The organism is Enterococcus hirae ATCC 9790 (assembly GCF_000271405.2).
Lineage (GTDB): Bacteria > Bacillota > Bacilli > Lactobacillales > Enterococcaceae > Enterococcus_B > Enterococcus_B hirae.
Window position 1 is genome coordinate 1,845,472 of record NC_018081.1, and the last position, 16,496, is coordinate 1,861,967.

Annotated in this window: 26 protein-coding genes; 19 read left to right on the forward strand and 7 right to left on the reverse strand. The window is 34.6% G+C overall.

Features of this window, described 5'->3' with window-relative positions; translation table 11 throughout:
* Positions 1 to 697: 697 nt before the first annotated feature.
* Positions 698 to 2,047 carry a DUF3329 domain-containing protein gene (locus tag EHR_RS08790; RefSeq protein WP_010737888.1) on the forward strand — a complete coding sequence of 450 codons (1,350 nt, stop codon included), beginning with the start codon at positions 698 to 700 and terminating at the stop codon, positions 2,045 to 2,047.
* A 340-nt stretch (positions 2,048 to 2,387) separates the two neighbouring features.
* Here EHR_RS08790 and EHR_RS08795 read toward each other — a convergent pair whose 3' ends face one another.
* The 6 genes from EHR_RS08795 to EHR_RS08820 all read right to left on the reverse strand — a co-directional run bounded on the left by EHR_RS08795 (position 2,388) and on the right by EHR_RS08820 (position 6,682).
* Positions 2,388 to 3,530, reverse strand: a complete 1,143-nt coding sequence (locus EHR_RS08795) for a tyrosine-type recombinase/integrase (RefSeq protein ID WP_010737887.1) — start codon at positions 3,528 to 3,530, stop codon at positions 2,388 to 2,390.
* A 106-nt stretch (positions 3,531 to 3,636) separates the two neighbouring features.
* A complete protein-coding gene (locus EHR_RS08800; protein ID WP_010737886.1) occupies positions 3,637 to 4,092 on the reverse strand; it encodes a TM2 domain-containing protein in 456 nt (151 codons plus the stop codon).
* A 291-nt stretch (positions 4,093 to 4,383) separates the two neighbouring features.
* Positions 4,384 to 5,037 (reverse strand): hypothetical protein, encoded by a 654-nt coding sequence (locus tag EHR_RS08805; protein WP_002293175.1) that lies wholly within the window; start codon positions 5,035 to 5,037, stop codon positions 4,384 to 4,386.
* A 107-nt stretch (positions 5,038 to 5,144) separates the two neighbouring features.
* Positions 5,145 to 5,837 carry a hypothetical protein gene (locus EHR_RS08810; protein WP_002340827.1) on the reverse strand — a complete coding sequence of 231 codons (693 nt, stop codon included), beginning with the start codon at positions 5,835 to 5,837 and terminating at the stop codon, positions 5,145 to 5,147.
* A gap of 84 nt (positions 5,838 to 5,921) precedes the next feature.
* Positions 5,922 to 6,344, reverse strand: coding sequence for an ImmA/IrrE family metallo-endopeptidase (locus EHR_RS08815; RefSeq protein ID WP_010737885.1), 423 nt, complete (start codon positions 6,342 to 6,344; stop codon positions 5,922 to 5,924).
* Between the two features lie 17 nt (positions 6,345 to 6,361).
* Positions 6,362 to 6,682: a helix-turn-helix domain-containing protein gene (locus EHR_RS08820; RefSeq protein ID WP_010737884.1), complete on the reverse strand. Its 321-nt coding sequence runs from the start codon at positions 6,680 to 6,682 to the stop codon at positions 6,362 to 6,364.
* 292 nt (positions 6,683 to 6,974) lie between these two features.
* Here EHR_RS08820 and EHR_RS08825 point away from each other — a divergent pair, with 292 nt between their 5' ends.
* The 3 genes from EHR_RS08825 to EHR_RS14260 are packed head-to-tail and all read left to right on the forward strand — an operon-like array spanning position 6,975 to position 7,587.
* On the forward strand, positions 6,975 to 7,166 hold the full coding sequence (locus EHR_RS08825; protein WP_002318514.1) for a hypothetical protein: 192 nt from the start codon (positions 6,975 to 6,977) through the stop codon (positions 7,164 to 7,166).
* An 11-nt stretch (positions 7,167 to 7,177) separates the two neighbouring features.
* Positions 7,178 to 7,405: a hypothetical protein gene (locus EHR_RS08830; RefSeq protein WP_010737883.1), complete on the forward strand. Its 228-nt coding sequence runs from the start codon at positions 7,178 to 7,180 to the stop codon at positions 7,403 to 7,405.
* 11 nt (positions 7,406 to 7,416) lie between these two features.
* Positions 7,417 to 7,587: a hypothetical protein gene (locus EHR_RS14260; RefSeq protein WP_010737882.1), complete on the forward strand. Its 171-nt coding sequence runs from the start codon at positions 7,417 to 7,419 to the stop codon at positions 7,585 to 7,587.
* Positions 7,588 to 7,684: 97 nt separating this feature from the next.
* On the opposite strand, the gene EHR_RS08835 is transcribed toward EHR_RS14260, so the two are convergent.
* Complete coding sequence (locus tag EHR_RS08835) at positions 7,685 to 8,350, reverse strand: hypothetical protein (RefSeq protein ID WP_010737881.1); 666 nt, start codon at positions 8,348 to 8,350, stop codon at positions 7,685 to 7,687.
* A 54-nt stretch (positions 8,351 to 8,404) separates the two neighbouring features.
* Here EHR_RS08835 and EHR_RS08840 point away from each other — a divergent pair, with 54 nt between their 5' ends.
* The 15 genes from EHR_RS08840 to EHR_RS08915 all read left to right on the forward strand — a co-directional run bounded on the left by EHR_RS08840 (position 8,405) and on the right by EHR_RS08915 (position 16,486).
* Positions 8,405 to 9,130 carry a Rha family transcriptional regulator gene (locus EHR_RS08840; protein ID WP_002330647.1) on the forward strand — a complete coding sequence of 242 codons (726 nt, stop codon included), beginning with the start codon at positions 8,405 to 8,407 and terminating at the stop codon, positions 9,128 to 9,130.
* Between the two features lie 175 nt (positions 9,131 to 9,305).
* The gene (locus tag EHR_RS08845; protein WP_010737880.1) at positions 9,306 to 9,647 is read left to right on the forward strand and encodes a hypothetical protein; all 342 of its coding nucleotides are present in this window, start codon (positions 9,306 to 9,308) and stop codon (positions 9,645 to 9,647) included.
* A complete protein-coding gene (locus EHR_RS08850) occupies positions 9,640 to 10,374 on the forward strand; it encodes a Sak single strand annealing protein (protein ID WP_010737879.1) in 735 nt (244 codons plus the stop codon). Before EHR_RS08845 ends, EHR_RS08850 begins: the two co-directional genes overlap by 8 nt.
* A gap of 5 nt (positions 10,375 to 10,379) precedes the next feature.
* Entirely contained in the window at positions 10,380 to 11,066 is a 687-nt protein-coding gene (locus EHR_RS08855; RefSeq protein WP_010737878.1) for a putative HNHc nuclease, read from the forward strand.
* Between the two features lie 2 nt (positions 11,067 to 11,068).
* On the forward strand, positions 11,069 to 11,899 hold the full coding sequence (locus tag EHR_RS08860) for a phage replisome organizer N-terminal domain-containing protein (protein ID WP_010737877.1): 831 nt from the start codon (positions 11,069 to 11,071) through the stop codon (positions 11,897 to 11,899).
* Positions 11,900 to 11,915: 16 nt separating this feature from the next.
* Positions 11,916 to 12,767 (forward strand): ATP-binding protein, encoded by an 852-nt coding sequence (locus EHR_RS08865; protein WP_002323158.1) that lies wholly within the window; start codon positions 11,916 to 11,918, stop codon positions 12,765 to 12,767.
* Positions 12,764 to 13,123, forward strand: a complete 360-nt coding sequence (locus tag EHR_RS08870) for a DUF1064 domain-containing protein (RefSeq protein ID WP_002321420.1) — start codon at positions 12,764 to 12,766, stop codon at positions 13,121 to 13,123. The genes EHR_RS08865 and EHR_RS08870 overlap by 4 nt, the downstream gene beginning before the upstream one ends.
* Before the next feature lie 14 nt (positions 13,124 to 13,137).
* On the forward strand, positions 13,138 to 13,299 hold the full coding sequence (locus EHR_RS08875) for an antitoxin (protein WP_002323911.1): 162 nt from the start codon (positions 13,138 to 13,140) through the stop codon (positions 13,297 to 13,299).
* Positions 13,296 to 13,601 (forward strand): hypothetical protein, encoded by a 306-nt coding sequence (locus EHR_RS08880; protein ID WP_014834549.1) that lies wholly within the window; start codon positions 13,296 to 13,298, stop codon positions 13,599 to 13,601. Before EHR_RS08875 ends, EHR_RS08880 begins: the two co-directional genes overlap by 4 nt.
* Positions 13,601 to 13,915, forward strand: a complete 315-nt coding sequence (locus EHR_RS08885; RefSeq protein WP_002335860.1) for a DUF1140 family protein — start codon at positions 13,601 to 13,603, stop codon at positions 13,913 to 13,915. The genes EHR_RS08880 and EHR_RS08885 overlap by 1 nt, the downstream gene beginning before the upstream one ends.
* 176 nt (positions 13,916 to 14,091) lie before the next feature.
* Entirely contained in the window at positions 14,092 to 14,403 is a 312-nt protein-coding gene (locus tag EHR_RS08895) for a MazG-like family protein (protein WP_010737874.1), read from the forward strand.
* Entirely contained in the window at positions 14,404 to 14,625 is a 222-nt protein-coding gene (locus EHR_RS08900; RefSeq protein ID WP_010737873.1) for a hypothetical protein, read from the forward strand.
* The gene (locus tag EHR_RS08905) at positions 14,622 to 14,918 is read left to right on the forward strand and encodes a hypothetical protein (protein WP_010737872.1); all 297 of its coding nucleotides are present in this window, start codon (positions 14,622 to 14,624) and stop codon (positions 14,916 to 14,918) included. Before EHR_RS08900 ends, EHR_RS08905 begins: the two co-directional genes overlap by 4 nt.
* A 76-nt stretch (positions 14,919 to 14,994) precedes the next feature.
* Positions 14,995 to 15,408, forward strand: a complete 414-nt coding sequence (locus EHR_RS08910; RefSeq protein ID WP_002304479.1) for an ArpU family phage packaging/lysis transcriptional regulator — start codon at positions 14,995 to 14,997, stop codon at positions 15,406 to 15,408.
* 391 nt (positions 15,409 to 15,799) lie between these two features.
* Positions 15,800 to 16,486 (forward strand): DUF6731 family protein, encoded by a 687-nt coding sequence (locus tag EHR_RS08915; RefSeq protein ID WP_014834550.1) that lies wholly within the window; start codon positions 15,800 to 15,802, stop codon positions 16,484 to 16,486.
* Positions 16,487 to 16,496 lie beyond the last annotated feature (10 nt).

A 16,496-nucleotide genomic window follows, 5' to 3' on the forward strand; every position in this document is an offset into this window, starting at 1 on the left:
CTAGATTTTCCAAGTAATTGAATAAAAAATTGTTGTGTATATGTTTTGATAGCGGTGAATCTTACTAACATCAAAAGTATAGAGTCAACTTTTATCAACAGTTCGAATTCTGGTCAACTTTCTAGAACAATAAAAAAACTTGCTAAATCATTAATCGATTAAGTAAGTTTTTTTATTGAGAGGGTACAAGAGATAGTGCATTGACATTCGCAGCATGTCGTTTATTACTTTATCAAACGACTAGTAAAATTTTTGTAGCAGATATAGTTTTTACTATATCCATTTAAGGAATTGTGTTATTTAAAACGATGAAGGATTGTATGCAATGAAAATATATTGGATGTTGTATTTTCAAATTCTAAACAAAGCATTTTGTAGTTCTGTTCATCGGACTGATGATTTGTAATGAGTCAGAACAATGTACAGGAGAAGCATCAAGGTATTATCGACAAATCAATAAATGTTATGAGCGACGTAGAGACAATCAAATGCACTGTAGTAAAAATGAGAAGAGAGTCGGGGAAACAGAACATTTAGCTGTTGAAAGTCATTTGAAGGATAGCGCTACTTGATTTGAGCAGTAGGATAAATGATTGGTTAGGATATTAATTCTGTATCTCTTAATTTGGCACAACCACTATTAAATCTGTGTTATACTAAGTTATATTTTGAGATAAAGAGGAGTTAATTGGGTGGTATGATTAAAAAAATTAAGAGCAACAGACATTTATTTATTGTTTTATTTTGTATTTTTGGTTTTATGCTTCTTTTAAATAGTATGTCTCCTTTGGTACACGACGATTATTACTATTTTGTAAAGACCTCAAGCATAAAAACAATTTTGTTTGATGAGTATCAACAATATATGACTTGGACTGGGAGATCGGTAGTCCATATTATTTTTCGTTTTTTTACTAAACTTCCAAAAATATATTTTAATGTGTATAATTCTTGCATATTTTCCCTATTGGTTTATCAAATTATTATGTTTTCTTCCATAGTAAAAGAGCGAACTACTAAGAATGTTTATCTAAAAGCGTTTATCATCTTTGCATTAATGTGGACATTTACCCCAGCTTTCAATAATGTTTACTTATGGTTGGCTGGTTCTGTAAATTATCTCACTGCAATGGTGATTATGTTATCTTTTATTCTGGTTTATCATCGATATATAGCAGAATCTGAAGAACAAAATAATAGTCTTTTTAAAACAATAGGCATGCTTCTTTTAGGTATAGTAGCTGGTTGGTGTAACGAAAATACCTCCGGAGGAACGTTGTTCATTGTTATAGCATATACTGTTCTTTCCTATTTTTATAAGAAGAAAAAAATTGAAAAATGGATGATCGCAGGTATTGTTGGAAATATTGTAGGTTTTCTTTTTATGGTTATGGCACCTGGGAACGATATCAGAGCGACTTATTTTCATAGAAGTACGCTTTCAACTGCTTGGAAAATTCTTGATGCAATCCCTGCAATCAGTCATGCGTTACAGGATAATGCCATGTTCCCTCTAACGATAGGATTAGCTTTGCTTGTTTTATCATACTTAAATAGTAGTTTTACACTTAGTAATATTCTAAGTTCGTTATTTTTCGTGGGAGGTATATTGACAATAGGAGTGCTTGCAATTTCTCCAACTGCATTATCTTGGTCTAGATCTTATTTTGGAGGAGTTATTTTTCTTTTCATATCTATAGTAATTAGTCTTTTTGAGTTATTAACAAATTTTGATAGAAGCAATAAAGTTGTTTTTTCTATGATTTTCAGTTATTTACTAGTTAGTTTTTTATTATTGTTTTTCAATGGAACTGCAGACATCTATAAAAATTATGTAAGTTATAGTCGCCAAACTGAATCCATTAAAAAGCAAATGAAGGGTGGTGAAATGGATATAGTTGTTCCACCATTAAATTATAAGACACAAACAATTTATCCAGTTCACAATGATGGTGATATTACTATGGATAAGAATAACGAGAGAAATAGAAGCGTTGCTGCATATTGGGGAGTAAACAGTATTCGACTAGAAGAAAAAACAGAATAGTAGATTTAAGTATTTTTCTTTTCATATATGAATGTTCGGACACGATTTAGGTCGTGTCTTTTTGTTTCCATATAATTTTAGTATGAATCAAAAAATAGTTGAGTGGGGTCCAATGAAAAATCAGCGTGAGAGATGAATCTTTCGGACTTGAAAATGAGCTTGAATAAATTTCATTTAACGAAAACTACCGAAAATAAAAAATGCCTAAATCCTTTTAAAATAAGGATTTAGGCATTTAGTGAAATCTACCGAAATCTCACAATGGAGACGGCGGGAGTTGCTTAAATACTATTATATCAATGCTCAAATTTAATTGAATGCCATTTTGAATGCCACATAGCTAGAAATCTATAAATTTATTGAACTTATCTGCTAATTGTTCTTTAGCAAGTTTTGATATATGAGCGTACGTGTTCATAGTAGTTTGAATATCCTCGTGACCTAAACGAAACTGTACTTCTTTAAGCGATGCTCCCATTTCGATCAACAAGCTTGCTTGAGTATGTCTGAAACCATGTACAGTAATTCTAGGAAGTTTTTTCTTTTGTTTTTTATCCATTTGATCTTGGATGTTTAAAAGCCATTTTCGTGATGTATCAAGGCTCATTATATCGTGTGGATTTTTTGCACTTGAATGTCCAAAAATGAGCCAGTCATCAGATGGAGGAAGGGCAACTTTTTTCCATTCAAGAAGCTTATCTAAAGTACCTTGATCGATTGAAATAATTCGGCTAGATCCAACTGTTTTAGTTGTGTCAATTTCTAGTCCATTTGCAGTTCTAGTAACGGCTTTATAGATATTGACTGTTTTATCCTTGAAATCTATATCTCTCCACTCAAGAGCGCCTGCTTCTTGTTTTCTCATACCAGTCATAGCTAGTAATCTAAAAAAAGCTTGGATCTTTAGGTTTGGCTGATTATATAGTTCATCAAGAAACAATTTCAATTGTTTTTTATCGTAGAATGGTTCTTCAACAGTTGCATTTTTCCTTCTTTTCGGTTTGCGTATGGCATCTGTAGGATTGGACTCTATTATACCAAATCGAACGGCGTATTTAAAAACTAGTCCTGTGTAATTCATCATTTTAGGAGCTGTATCGTATCTATTTGCCCATTTATCCATTAATTCTTGAATTTTGATAGGCGTGATTTCAGAAATATATATGTCGCCGAGTTCTTCTAATACATGATTTTTAAAAATTCTTTCTGTTTTTAATAATGTAGATCCTCGTACTGTTCTTTTGTATTCAGTCATCCATAAATCATATACGTCTTTATATGTTTTTGGCTTTTCTTTTTTTAATAAATTGTCCTCGTATTCACTTTGCAATCTTGCGAGTGCTAATTTTGCTTCACGTTGAGTTTTAAAATTTCGCCGAGTAGTTTTAACAGGCTTTCCTGTTTCGGGGTTAATTCCTAAATATGCTTGGAACTTCCAAGCTTTATCCCCGTTCTTTTTCTTGTATTCTTCAAACGTAGCCATTTGAATCAGCTCTCTTTCTCTGATACAATAGACACGTGAATAAGCCTATTGTATAGGTTTGTTTTTTCTTAGAACACGCTCGCTTTGGTCGGTGGGGCGTGTTTTTTTAAAATACAATATTTCCGTTTGAGTCAGAAGGTTTTAAAGCACCGATAATAGCTTCAATAAGTCCTAAAACAGATGGTATGAAAGTCCAAGAAAATACAAGATATAAAATTCCCATGAATGTTTTTCCACTATAAAACTTATGAGCACCCAGCCCACCAAGAAATAGCGCTAAAAGAACATATACTAATTTATTTACTACTCTTCCTGATTGAATTGTACTTACTTGCTGATTTTGTGTATTATCATTAACGATATTAATATGAATTTTATCTTCAGCAGAATTAGAATTATTCTTAACTCTTGTAATTATTAAATTGTCACCATCTTTGAAAACCTCGACTTCGTCGTGGACTTCTGGTCTCCAATCCAATTCTTCGTAAGGCACACGAATAATTTCTTTTTCATCTGTTGCAATTATAACTTCTGCCTGCTCCAACTTAACAATTTTAGCCATACACTTTTTCTCTCCATTCTGATATAATTATTTTATACAGTGAACCTCATAAACGAGTAACCCTAGCCGCAGCGCCAACTTCGACTGGGGTATTTTTTATAGGTTGTAAATAACTTGTACAGCTTTTCCATCTTGACCCATAACTTTTTTTGACATTTAAATTTTCCTCACTTCTTGTTATAATATATTTGTGATCTCAGAAATGAGGTATGAGTCCGTGTTGCAGCACGGGCTTTTTTCTTTATAACTTTTTTAGAGATTATAGGCAAAATAGTAGGGCATAAAAATATATTATTGAATTCCGTATTTAGAAAATCCTAATTGAACTTCACCGGAAGTCTTTTGCTGTGTTGTACGCAATGCTTCTTCTTCAGACATTCCATTCTGTACTTTCCATGCAACAGGCGACATCCCGTATTTGTTAACAAAATCAGTAAGTGATAAAGTGTCAGCGTCTTGCTGAGCGCTTGTTTGTTGGTCTTCTGGATTTTGTTGAGATGCTGCTTGTTGTTCTTTCTGATCTTGACTGATAATATTGCCAGCATCATCTGTAGTCAATCCATTTTCATAAAGGGCCACGCCGAAAGCTTCCCACTCTTTGTTGGACCAATTTGCACGATCAGCTGGAGTTGACTGTAAAGTGCGTTGTTTCATCTGTTCATATGTTTCTTCTTGAGGTGCGGTTTGGATTGTACTCTGACTGGAGCTTATAACTGTTGGGCTAGGTTCCGCCGTAACTTGGTTGGAGCTTGTAACTGTTGAACTAGAATCTGTTTTAGATGTAGATTTGCTAGTAGATGAACTGGTTTCAGTTGTTTCTTTTGTTTTACTTATTTTTGTTTCTTGGTTAGAAGTGGCATCTGTTGATTCAGCTTTTTTATTATTTGAACAAGCTGAAAGTAGCAGAGCAGTACTTAACAACAACATAACGCTAACTTTTTTCATTTTATACTCCTCTTTTCTTTGATACAATAAGTTGTAAAGAAGCCTACTATAGGTTTAACATCCCACGTCCACAAACTTTGGCGAGGGAGGGGGCGTGTTTTTGTATTTTAACGATTTATATTGAATGTTGATTCAGCACTTTCAGCAACTGTACTATAATCAGACGGATTATATAACACTCCGGTTTTTATCGTTACTTTTGTAATATCGTTAACTTTAGATGGATCTAAGTAAGCTAAACTATAAAATTCTTTACTTTCAGTTTTTTTGAAAAACGAGTTTGTTGTCATTGTATGCATAAGATCGTCTGAACTGAAATCAATTTGTTGGCCGTTATCAAGTATGGCGTGTGCAAGCCCATTATAACCATAATCTACTTCAGAATTGTTTTTAACTTTGAATGCAATTTGTAAACCATAAAAATTTCCTTCACTATCTTTGTGATTATTTGCATCGTAGTAACCAGCAGCGCTAGGGTCAGCATAATCGGAATACTTGAGTAGTTTGATATTAGATATATAAATGCCGATATCACCAAGAGGAATATCTGATTGTGGGCTTGCCGTTCCAATTAATTCAATTTTGCCACTTGTATCTCTTTTTTCTTTGGTCCATTGACCAACTTTGAGGAGGGGGCCATCAACCTCCTGTGAATTTTTAGAAGACTGTGTTGTACTTTCTGATAACGTAACTGAAGAGTCTTTTTCGTTTGTTTTGCCAGTATTATCTACAACATTGGATTGGCTACATCCGGTAAGAAAAAAAGCACCAAATACTAACCCTAAAATCACTTTTTTCATTCTTTATTCTCCGTTTCTATGATATTATTTTTATGTAGGATCTTAGAAACGAGATCTTAGTCCGTGTTGCAGCACGGGCTTTTTTTACTGTGCATAAGAGTATTTTTTCTTGAAATATGACTGGCAAACATTAAAACATTCTGTTCTTAACTTATTATTGATAGCATAGAATTCCATAAAATTTTCCAATTTGAACTGGGATTCATCAGTCAGTTCATTCTCAATAAAGATATTTAGTAAAATCATAATTGCAATTTTATCAGCTTCAGTTTCGAATTTTGAATGAAAAGTTGTAGAGTTATCGTACAGTACTGAATATTCAAAATGTGAAGCAATGAAATGACCTAGCTCGTGGGCTAAATGAAAAGCTTCAGAATTGTCTTCGTGTAGTTTTTCATTCAAAAATACTATTCTTGGTTTTGGATAATAAAAACCTGGTTCTTCCATTTCCATATAGATTAACTTTAAATTACACTCACTCAGCATTTCTTTCAACTTTAAATACATACAACCCATCACTCCAACTATTCATTTTCTTCTAAAGCTTTAGCAATTGCAATCGCTTTACGCATTGTCTCCTTAGATATTTCTTTTCCATCAAAAGAAAACACAGTATCGTCTTCTGATAAATCCACATGTTTAGGGGTTTTTCTTTCTTCTCTACCTAGAAGGTAGTCTACAGAGACATCGAAATAGTCAGCTACCTTTTGTAAATCTCTTGCTTTAGGTTCTGTTGTTTTCCATCGATAGAAAAGATTCTCGCTAAATCCTAATTCTAAAGCGACTTCTTTCATGCTTTTATCTCTTTGGTTAGCTAATGATTTTATCCTTTCAAACAGTGTCATAATAATGTTCTCCAATCCTAAACAAATAAAAGTATACAAAATGTAAATTATACTGTTGACATAAGTATAAGATTGTATTGTTATTTGTTTGTAAGTTAATTTGATAGAAAAAAGCAAACTAAAAACACACCTTATAGCATTAAGTTTGGCGACCGATTGCATAATAAAGGGTTTGTTGTAGGCTTATTTAACTATGTTTATATAGTATACGATTGTATACTGTTAGTCAATAGTTTTATACGTTTTTTCTATCATTTTAACTTACAAATATATATGTAAGGGAAGTGAATAGATGTCAAACCTAGATAATGGACGTGCTGCAATTAAAAATTTTATGCGAGAAAACGGAGTAACTATGGAAGATTTAGCTACTGCATATGGATATACGCGTGTTCGAATGCAGCAAATTATTGATGGCCATTGGAGTGGGCCGAAAGCTAATAAAACTATCTTAGAAATCATTCGCGATTATCGAATTCGGTAGGAGGGGAACAAATGACGCAAGAACTAATCAACAAAAGCGAGCTAGATTCATTACTTGTAGGATATGTGCCTAAACGCTATCTGACTCAAAAAGAAGCAGTTCATTATACAGGAACGTCAGCAGGAACAATTAACGAATGGATCAAACAAGGTCTAAAAGTAATCATCTTCGATGAAAACAGCCGTCCGAAATACGACATCAAAGATATCGATGAATTCATGTCGAAATATAAAGTCTAAGGAGGAAAAACATGGGCAAATTCAACAGAGCATTAGTATTCAGCGCACCACTAATCATCTACGCTTTAGGACTTTGGGGAAGCAGGCAAGCGTTGATAGGAACGATCGTTTACATGGTCTGGATTTTTATAGGTCTTGATGAAGCTGAGTACAAAACAAAAAAGCCAGCCGGGAGGGACTGACTAATGAAAAAAAGTTTAATGACTATAAACGAAAAACAATTGAAAGAAAATTTTAATGATCTCATCAAAGAATTTGTAAAAGAAACTGGAGAATTTCCTAATCAAATTCATCTAGTTGCGGAGGGACATAGCCAGTATCAAGCTGTGAAATTTGAGATGAAGAAACAAATCTATTGAATTTAGCAGTACCTCTACTTGTAAGAACATTTATTGTAATGTTTTTTTCGACTAAAGATTCATCGTATCTAAAAACCAACGTAGTAATTTTTGACTCATACGGTGGAATGGTAATAGGTAATGACAACGGAGGAAAGTTTGATAGATCAGTACCTTTTTTTAAAGATTTACCAGAATACGCACGTATACCATGTGGAAGTTCGTCATACATCGATTTTACCGTTACAGAATAATTATCACCAATCATTGTAAAAGCATTTAAAGGATCAGGAATTCCAGAAATCGAAAACTCAATAATTGTAACAGGTAAAGAACTGTTATTTGTTAACAATACAGAATCTATAATCCTGAATTTATTTTGATGGTAAACATCTGGTTTGGAATCACTTTCTCTATCTATCAACCATTCTTCGCATTCAGCGAAGAAATCCAATTTTAAATTAAATTTTTTGTTTTTTCTATCTGTATAGGAGATATAAAAAGCAAATGTTGAAAATACTAGAGACGTAATAGGCAAAATAAAATCTTTAATGGTTTTAACAATGTTATTCCAGTCAAATTGTTTAATAAAGTCAATAAGACTCAATTTATACCACCACCATTTTTTATCTACATTATATCAAAGAGGAGAGAAGAAATAATGCAAGAATTAGTAATTTTGAAAAATAAAGAAGCTGTTACTACGAGCTTACAAGTGGCAGAAAGTTTCAAAAAGAAACATAAGCATGTACTAGAAGCAATTGAATCAATAAAAAGATCGGTCGAAAATTCGGCCAATGTTGAAGATGGGTCCAATTTTGGACAGATGTTTGTGGAAGGGAACGAGCCAGACTCATACGGAAGAAGTCGGAGAGTTTATTTCATGAATAGAGACGGATTTTCCTTGCTAGCTATGGGATTCACTGGAAGTAAAGCAATAAATTTCAAACTAAAATTTATTGAAGCTTTCAACGAAATGGAAGATGTTATTCGGAAGAATACTGTTCCTCAAACAATTGAAGACATGATGATCTATCAATTAGAAGAAATGAAAGATGTTAAAAAAGATGTTTCCATGCTTAAAGATACTATGCGAATTAGCGGACAACAAGAGTTTGAAATTAAGCAAAAAGGAAATATGAAAGTTATGGAAGTTTTAGGAGGTAAAGAAAGCCGAGCTTATGAAGAAATCAGCAAAAAAGTATTCTCAAAATTTTGGTCTGAATTTAAACGTACCTTTTCAATCCCAAGATATGGCGAGTTACCTCGTAAGAGATTCGATGATGCTGTTTCATTTATTGAAATGTGGTTACCAGAAACTGCAATCCGTATGGAAATCGATCAACTGAACAGACAACAAAGACTTTTCGGTGATGAAAATGAATAGAGCTGAAGCGCTAAGAATAGGGACGGTAATTGCTAATCGCTGGTGGAGACACAATAAACCAAACATCCTAAGCCAACAACATATTGATAAGCAAAAAGCATGGCAACAAATAAAAAGCGACTCCGCCGGCAAGCATTGAGTCGCAAACAAAATACATCTAAGGAGATGTTACCACATGGAAAAAGAACTTTCTACTCTAGATCAATATTTAACTGATCCCGAATGGGGCAAGTCGAAAATTGAAGGAGTTAACAATCGGAAAATCAGAAGAAATCTTTTGACAGATGAAGAACTAGCATGTGATCAAGATGATTTGGGCAATTTTGTGAGCATTTGGGATCATGTTTACCTTATTCATCTATCAAAACATTCAAACAAACCTGAATACATTTATGTCATCGAAGATGGCTTGACTGATGCATTAGAAGAGTACGACAGAGATAACTTGATTGATATCTCTTATTACGGACCAGGTAAGAAATACATTGCTGAAATGGAGGCAGAATTTGATGAGTGAAGGAACGAAACGCAACGATAACAAATTATTCAATAGTCTGTACAAGATAACCGTCAATGATGTTGTCGAAAAAAGAAACAAACTAACTTATCTGTCCTGGGCATGGGCGTGGGCAGAAGTCAGCAAAATCTGCGAAGAAGTAGACTACGAAATCTATCGTGATCCAGAAACAAATCGTCCATACCTCTTTGATGAAAAAACAGGCTATATGGTTTTTACCAGTATCACAGTCAACGGAGTAAAGCGTGACATGTGGTTACCAGTCATGGATGGTGCAAACAAGGCAATGAAAGATGAGCCATATACCTACGAAGTCAATGATTATCAGTGGAATAACGAAACGAAGAAAAAAGAGATTGTTGGAAAAATCGAAAAGCGAGTTGAAGCAGCAACTATGTTCGATATCAATAAGACGATCATGCGCTGCCTAGTAAAGAATCTTGCTATGTTTGGACTTGGTTTATATATTTTTGCAGGTGAAGACATGCCAGAAGATGTCTCGATGCTTGAACCAGCTACTCAAAGAAGCAAAAAGCTATTCTTAGATGCTTTGCAATTGGTTGCTAACAAGTACGATAAATCAATTGACGAAGCAGTTGTCGCATTGACTGATGCAGCTTCTATAACTGCCGATGACAGTAAATGGACTAAACGTGATCTAGGCGTGCTAAAACGAGGCGTTAACTGGCTTGAAGATCAGTACAAAGAAGAAACAAAAGAGAAGTGATATGAGTGTTTAAACCACTAATAGATTCATACTCGGCGGTACTAAAGAAATTTAAAGGTAACGACATTGGTGCAACGATCAATGAAGAAGTAAATATCGAACGGCTGAAAACAATGTATGACGGTTACGATGGCGATCGAATCATTGAAATTCGTTTTATTGATCCACGTCGATTCACCGTACAGCAACGAAACTTTATCTATGCACTTATAGGCGATATTTTCATCGATACAGGCATGCCACCGGACTTCTGGAAGGAATTCTTCTACTTCCGTTTCGAAGGTGTCACAGGGCGCAAAATAAGCCTCAAAGACGAATCGAGCACAACCGTGAGTGATGCCAATATCTTAGCGAATATCATCCTAGATTTTATCTTTGAACATCATATTCCTTTCAAAGAAGGCTATGAGATTTTACCAGCGAATCAAGAGTATTACTTCTACAAATGCATCACAAAAAGAGTCTGCTGCATTTGTGGCAAAACAGGAGCTGACATCGATCACTTTGACAAAGCGCTAGGAAGACGAAAGCGCAAAGAAGTTGATCATTCAGAGTACACATTTGCAGCACTCTGCAGGATTCATCACACGGAGAAACACAATATAGGTGTGATCAATTTCAAAAATAAATATCAAATCAAAGGGATCAAGTTAAGTCATGAAACGATTAAAAAGTTAAGGATAGGAGGATAAATTTGGCTGAGATAAGTTGGATCAAACTTAAAACTACTATGTTTGACGATGAAAAAATACGATTAATCCAAGCTGTTCCTGAGTCGGATGCCATCATCGTTATATGGATTCGATTACTAGTTTTAGCAGGAAAGACTAACGACGATGGTCTGATATATATCCAGAGGAACATGCCTTATACCGAAGAAATGCTTGCTACATTGTTTGGCAAAAACGTAAATACGGTTCGCTTAGCGCTAACTACATTGGCAAATTTCAACATGATTGATCTAAGCAGTGATGGACTAATTGCCATCAGTAATTGGGAAAAACATCAAAATATCGAGGGTATGGATAAAGTAAGGCTAAAAAATGCTGAAAGAAACCGTAAATACAGGGAAAGAAAGAGACAGGAACGTCTCAAATTGGAAAATGACGTTAGCGTGACGTCACGTGAGGGTACAGATAAAGATATAGAAGAAGATAAAGATATAGATAAAGAAGAAAAGAAAGGTAAGTATTCTGACGAACACTTACGCCTTGCTAAAAAAATGCAAAGGAATTTAACTGAAGATTTTCCAAAAGAAATGAACAAAGTAGATATCGAAAAATGGGCAGACACAATCAGGTTGATGGAAGAAAGAGATAAAGCGTCTATAGAAGCGATTGAGTATGTGATCAATTGGCTACCTACAAATGAATTTTGGTTTGGAAATATTAGAAGTGCTAAGAAATTGAGAGAAAAATTTGAGAAGCTCAAATTCGAAATCAAAGCAGACAAGAAGAATCATAAAAAGCAAAGTCAAAAACTACAGTACAGCAATCCTAGTGAATATGACGACTTGCCAATTTAAAAAGGAGATGCATCACATGGAAAGCCTAGCAAATGCTATGGAGAAGCTAATAAGAAGAGTATTAGTGCAAAGCGGAAAATGTCCAGAATGTAGCGAACCTTTGTATAGTTGGCGAGCTAAAAATAAGGATGGTTCAGAACGCTGTAAACCAACATGCATGAGTTGTGGTTATAAAGCGTTACGTGTGAAAGAGGATATACAGACCGAACGGATATATAACGACAGCTTAAAAGCGCGAGCATTGAGTTTTTTTCAAAATGGTTCGGTATTAACAGATAAAACTTTGTTTAAATGCAAAATGGAAAATTATCACGTAGTGGATCAAGAAACGAAAATTGCTTTAGAAAGAGCTAAAAGCTATGTAAATGATGTCCTACTGAACCATCCTGCACATTTCATTCTATCAGGGAAATCAGGAAGCGGAAAAAGCCACTTGTCAATGGCGACAGCTTGGGAAATACTTGAGCGCTCAAATTATGACAAGAAAATACTTTTTATAAGCTATCAAGAATTATTAGAACAAATAAAGTTCTCTTATAACAATGCTGAACTGAGAAAAGAAATTGAAGGATCGCTTATAGCCGATATTAAAACAACTGATTTGGTGGTTTTTGACGATATTGGAGCTGAATTAGGTAGTGGGGTATCAAATAGTAGGCAGTTTACAAACAATACGTTAAACACGCTCTTGGAAGCCAGACAGAACAAGGCAACGATCATCACAACAAACTTATCTGGTCCCGAACTAAGAGAAGCCTACGGCGAAAGAATTGTTTCTAGGATATTTAAGAATTCAGAAGGTTATGCGCTGAAATTCCAACAAACAGCAGACAAGCGTATAAAACCAGTGAAAGGTAGTATCGCATGAATAAATACCGTAATAAAAAAACTGTTCATCGAGGTATCAAGTTTGATTCTATAGCGGAAGCAGAGTATTACGATCTAGCCTTGTGGCAAGCTGAAGCTAACGGCTGGAAAGTAAAACTTCAGGAAAGATTTGAGCTAATGCCGAAATTTGAACTAGACGGAAAGAAGTATCGCAAGATCGAGTATATTCCTGACTTCACATTTTATAAAAACGGCAAACTTGTCAAAGTCGTAGATGTTAAAGGAATGCAGACAAAAGACTTTAAGATCAAGGCAAAGTTGTTTTGTCATCAATATCAAGTGCCGTTGATATTAGCTAAAAAATATCGGAATACGTTCAAGGAAGAGCGTTTTTAACGAGGTGGTCCATCATGACAACAGAAGAAGTGATTCAAATGCGTATTCGAAGCATTCAACGTGAAATTGACGATCTGGAACGAACAAAGGCAGTGATGGTCAATGAAACGGCTAGAAAGGCAATCGATTTGCACATAGAAAATTTAAGAAGGGAAATCCATCGATTGGAGGAATGAGCGTGGATAAGAAAGCAACAATGAAACGAATCATCGAACTGACACATTCTGAGAATTGGCAAGAAGACAAAGAAATAGTTGCAGAAGTCCAAAAGCTCGGCAAATCAATGTGGGCTGAAAAAACCAAACGGAGAACGCCGAGAAAAATTGCAATCTGGCATGGTGATCGAATTCTAGTAACAGGTACTGCTGAACAGTTATCTGAAATTACTGGTCTGAGCAAAAATATTATCTGGGATAGAGCTAGGAGCTTATGGATTGATTCAAAGGGACGACAGTTTAGGTATGTGGAGGAGAAATAATGGATCTCATTACACAATACAGTGATATCATCCTCAAGAAAATCATGATGAAGATTCAGAAAGACAAAAAATCAAAAGAACGAGCGGAATTAGTTAAGTTGGAAATGGCTGAAACAGGAGCAGGAGTGCGAAGTAGCAGGCATTGGAAAGCAGCAGCAAACATTGAATTCTATTACAACGAAATTCAAAAAGGGTTCGATCAGATGCGTGAGCTGGATCGGCAAACAAATTGGAGCAAGAAACTTCATCAAGATCGTTTCAAATTTGTAGAAAAGTATAGAGAGATACTGAATGAGTATTTCGAGGAGGACTAGATGTTTAATTTAATGTTAGCGTCAATTCACATTTTATTCTATATAACGATATTTGTAGCTATATTAATTAATACGATAAAAAGCGGTTTTTTAACACCAATCGGCACAATTTTAACATTAGCTTCATTTGTTACAAGTTGTATTATCCAACTTAAATATATAAAGGAGAATGAATAATGGACGAACTAATCACAAAAGTAGAGCAGTGGGCTAAAGATAAGGGATTGGATCAAGCTGATTCCAGCAAGCAAATGTTAAAAACGATCGAAGAGATTGGGGAAGTTGCCGCTTCTCTAGCTAGAAAAGATGAACATGGTTTAAGAGACGGAATTGGAGACGTAGTAGTAACCTTGATTATTTTAGCTATGCAAAATGATATGGATTTGTACGAGTGTCTGAACCAAGCATACAACGAAATCAAAGGACGCACAGGGAAAATGGTATATGGTGTATTCGTGAAGTCGAGTGATTTGGAGGAAGCGGAATGAATGTTCAAAATAGCATTTTATCTGTTCGATTACACAGATGGTTCGTTTAAGAAAGTTTATTTTCATCACTGGAATGATAGCAAACCTGTTTTTACAAAAAACAAGAAGAGAGCAAAGAAGTATTTTGATGAAAGATCAGCAAATAAAGATATAGTGCAGTTAAAAAAAGCAGAATCACCATCTGCGAAAACATTGTCAATTCGATTGGAGGAAAAAGAATGAAAATAAAAGACGGATTTTACGCTAGTAGTCATGGTATCGGCGGTTTAATGCTAGATATGCCGACAAAGAAACCTAAAACACGTAAGAAACCAAAATTCAAAGTCGGTGACATGGTTCGCTGTGAAGCAGAAGAGTTCATTTATCCGTTTCGTGGATATGTAGAACACGTCTATAATCACTCAGCAATCATTCGCATTGAAAACACGATGGAATGTGACAAGTGGTTAGCGAAAAGCAAAGAGAATTTAGCTGTAGCGAGATTGGTGGATATGGAACTAATCAATGACAAATAAAAAAGCCGGATCGCTCCGACTGATGTAATAAATCCGACAAGTTTATTATATCACATAAAAGGAGCGGTTTGACTTGATGCAATTGTTACGAGAGGTAGATTTCAAACAGACAAGATGTAATGCGAGAGATGTGCTGAAGAACTTTCGGCGTTTGGAGCGGATGGCAGGTCGCTCTTTGATAGATATTAAGTCGCCGATTATTACGGATATGCCGAAGGCGCCGAAGCACGGCAATAAGGCAGAGGACGCGATCATTCAGATGATGGATATAGAAGCAGAGAGAGATGCGATTCTAGCGGCTTTGATGGCACTTAGTCTGATTAGTCGTCAGATACTCTACTACAGCTTTTGTGTGCCAGATAGCTTCTCAAACTACAGAATTAGCCGTGAAGTGGGTTATTCAGAAAGAAGTATACAACGGATGAAGTCGGAAGCTCTAATAGAGTTTGCAGAAGCATATAAACACGGAAGAATAATTGCTTATAAATAATTTGGCGGTTTTTTGGCGGAATGATGGCGGTTTTTAGCTATTTACCAGTGATATTATGGTAGTGTCGAAAGATTAGTGATAGGTCTAAGACAAAATAATAATAAAAGGAACATCGTTTTATTATTGTTTCACAATTATGCTTCGATAGACAGTAGCGGAAATATTAAGAATAAGGATGTGAATTTCAACTCCTTCTAAATTGTTCTTATTATCTATCATCCATTGCTGTCTATTATTGGTCATTGACGGGAACGTAAGTTCGTGATATCTTATTGTCATAATCCTTATGATTATATCTGCTAGAAAAGAAGTTTAGAAAGCGATTGTTTTCTTGACTTCTTTTTGATTTAATTAATGTAGCAGATATTAACTACATAAGGAGAGTATTTAAATGGCAAAGCAAAAAATCCGTTTTAATTATTTTGAGCCTCAATTAATTATTGAAAACAATGATTTGGTAAAATGGGATATGAAGAAATTTTTAGATGCAATTTTAAATAATAAAAAAACTTTTGATGCATCAGTATTTTTAGGAGATGAAATATCAGATTTAGAATGGAATAGCTGTGATTACGATAGTTCTAATGATATATACTACATTCAGTTATCTAAGTTAAGATCAAAAAATATTCCTTCTCGGAAACGGATTAATCATGATAAAGAAGATATTAATTTAGCCGACGATGAATATTTAGGTGAATTTAACTTGTTGGTTTATGATCCTAAAGTGCAAGCTCTTATAGTTCAAAGTAATTTTTATGGATTGACTACTAAACAAATAGCACTGGCCTTAACCGGTTTAAGACAAAAAGTGAATAAAATTAATGGAACTTCTGATGGTGATATTCCATATGTGGTACATTTATCACCAGTAATTGATTCTAATGCTATTAATAAAGTTTTGAATAATGAAATTTATAGAAAAGTTACAATTAAAGGTGCTGATTATAATGCCATAGCGGATTCAGATCTTAATTCCCAATTGTTAAATAAAACTATCGATGCTCTTAACGAAATTCACGGAGTAAATTTTGAGTTGACGCTATCGATGGCTAAATCAGAAAAAAAGATACGCTAGATAAAAAAGA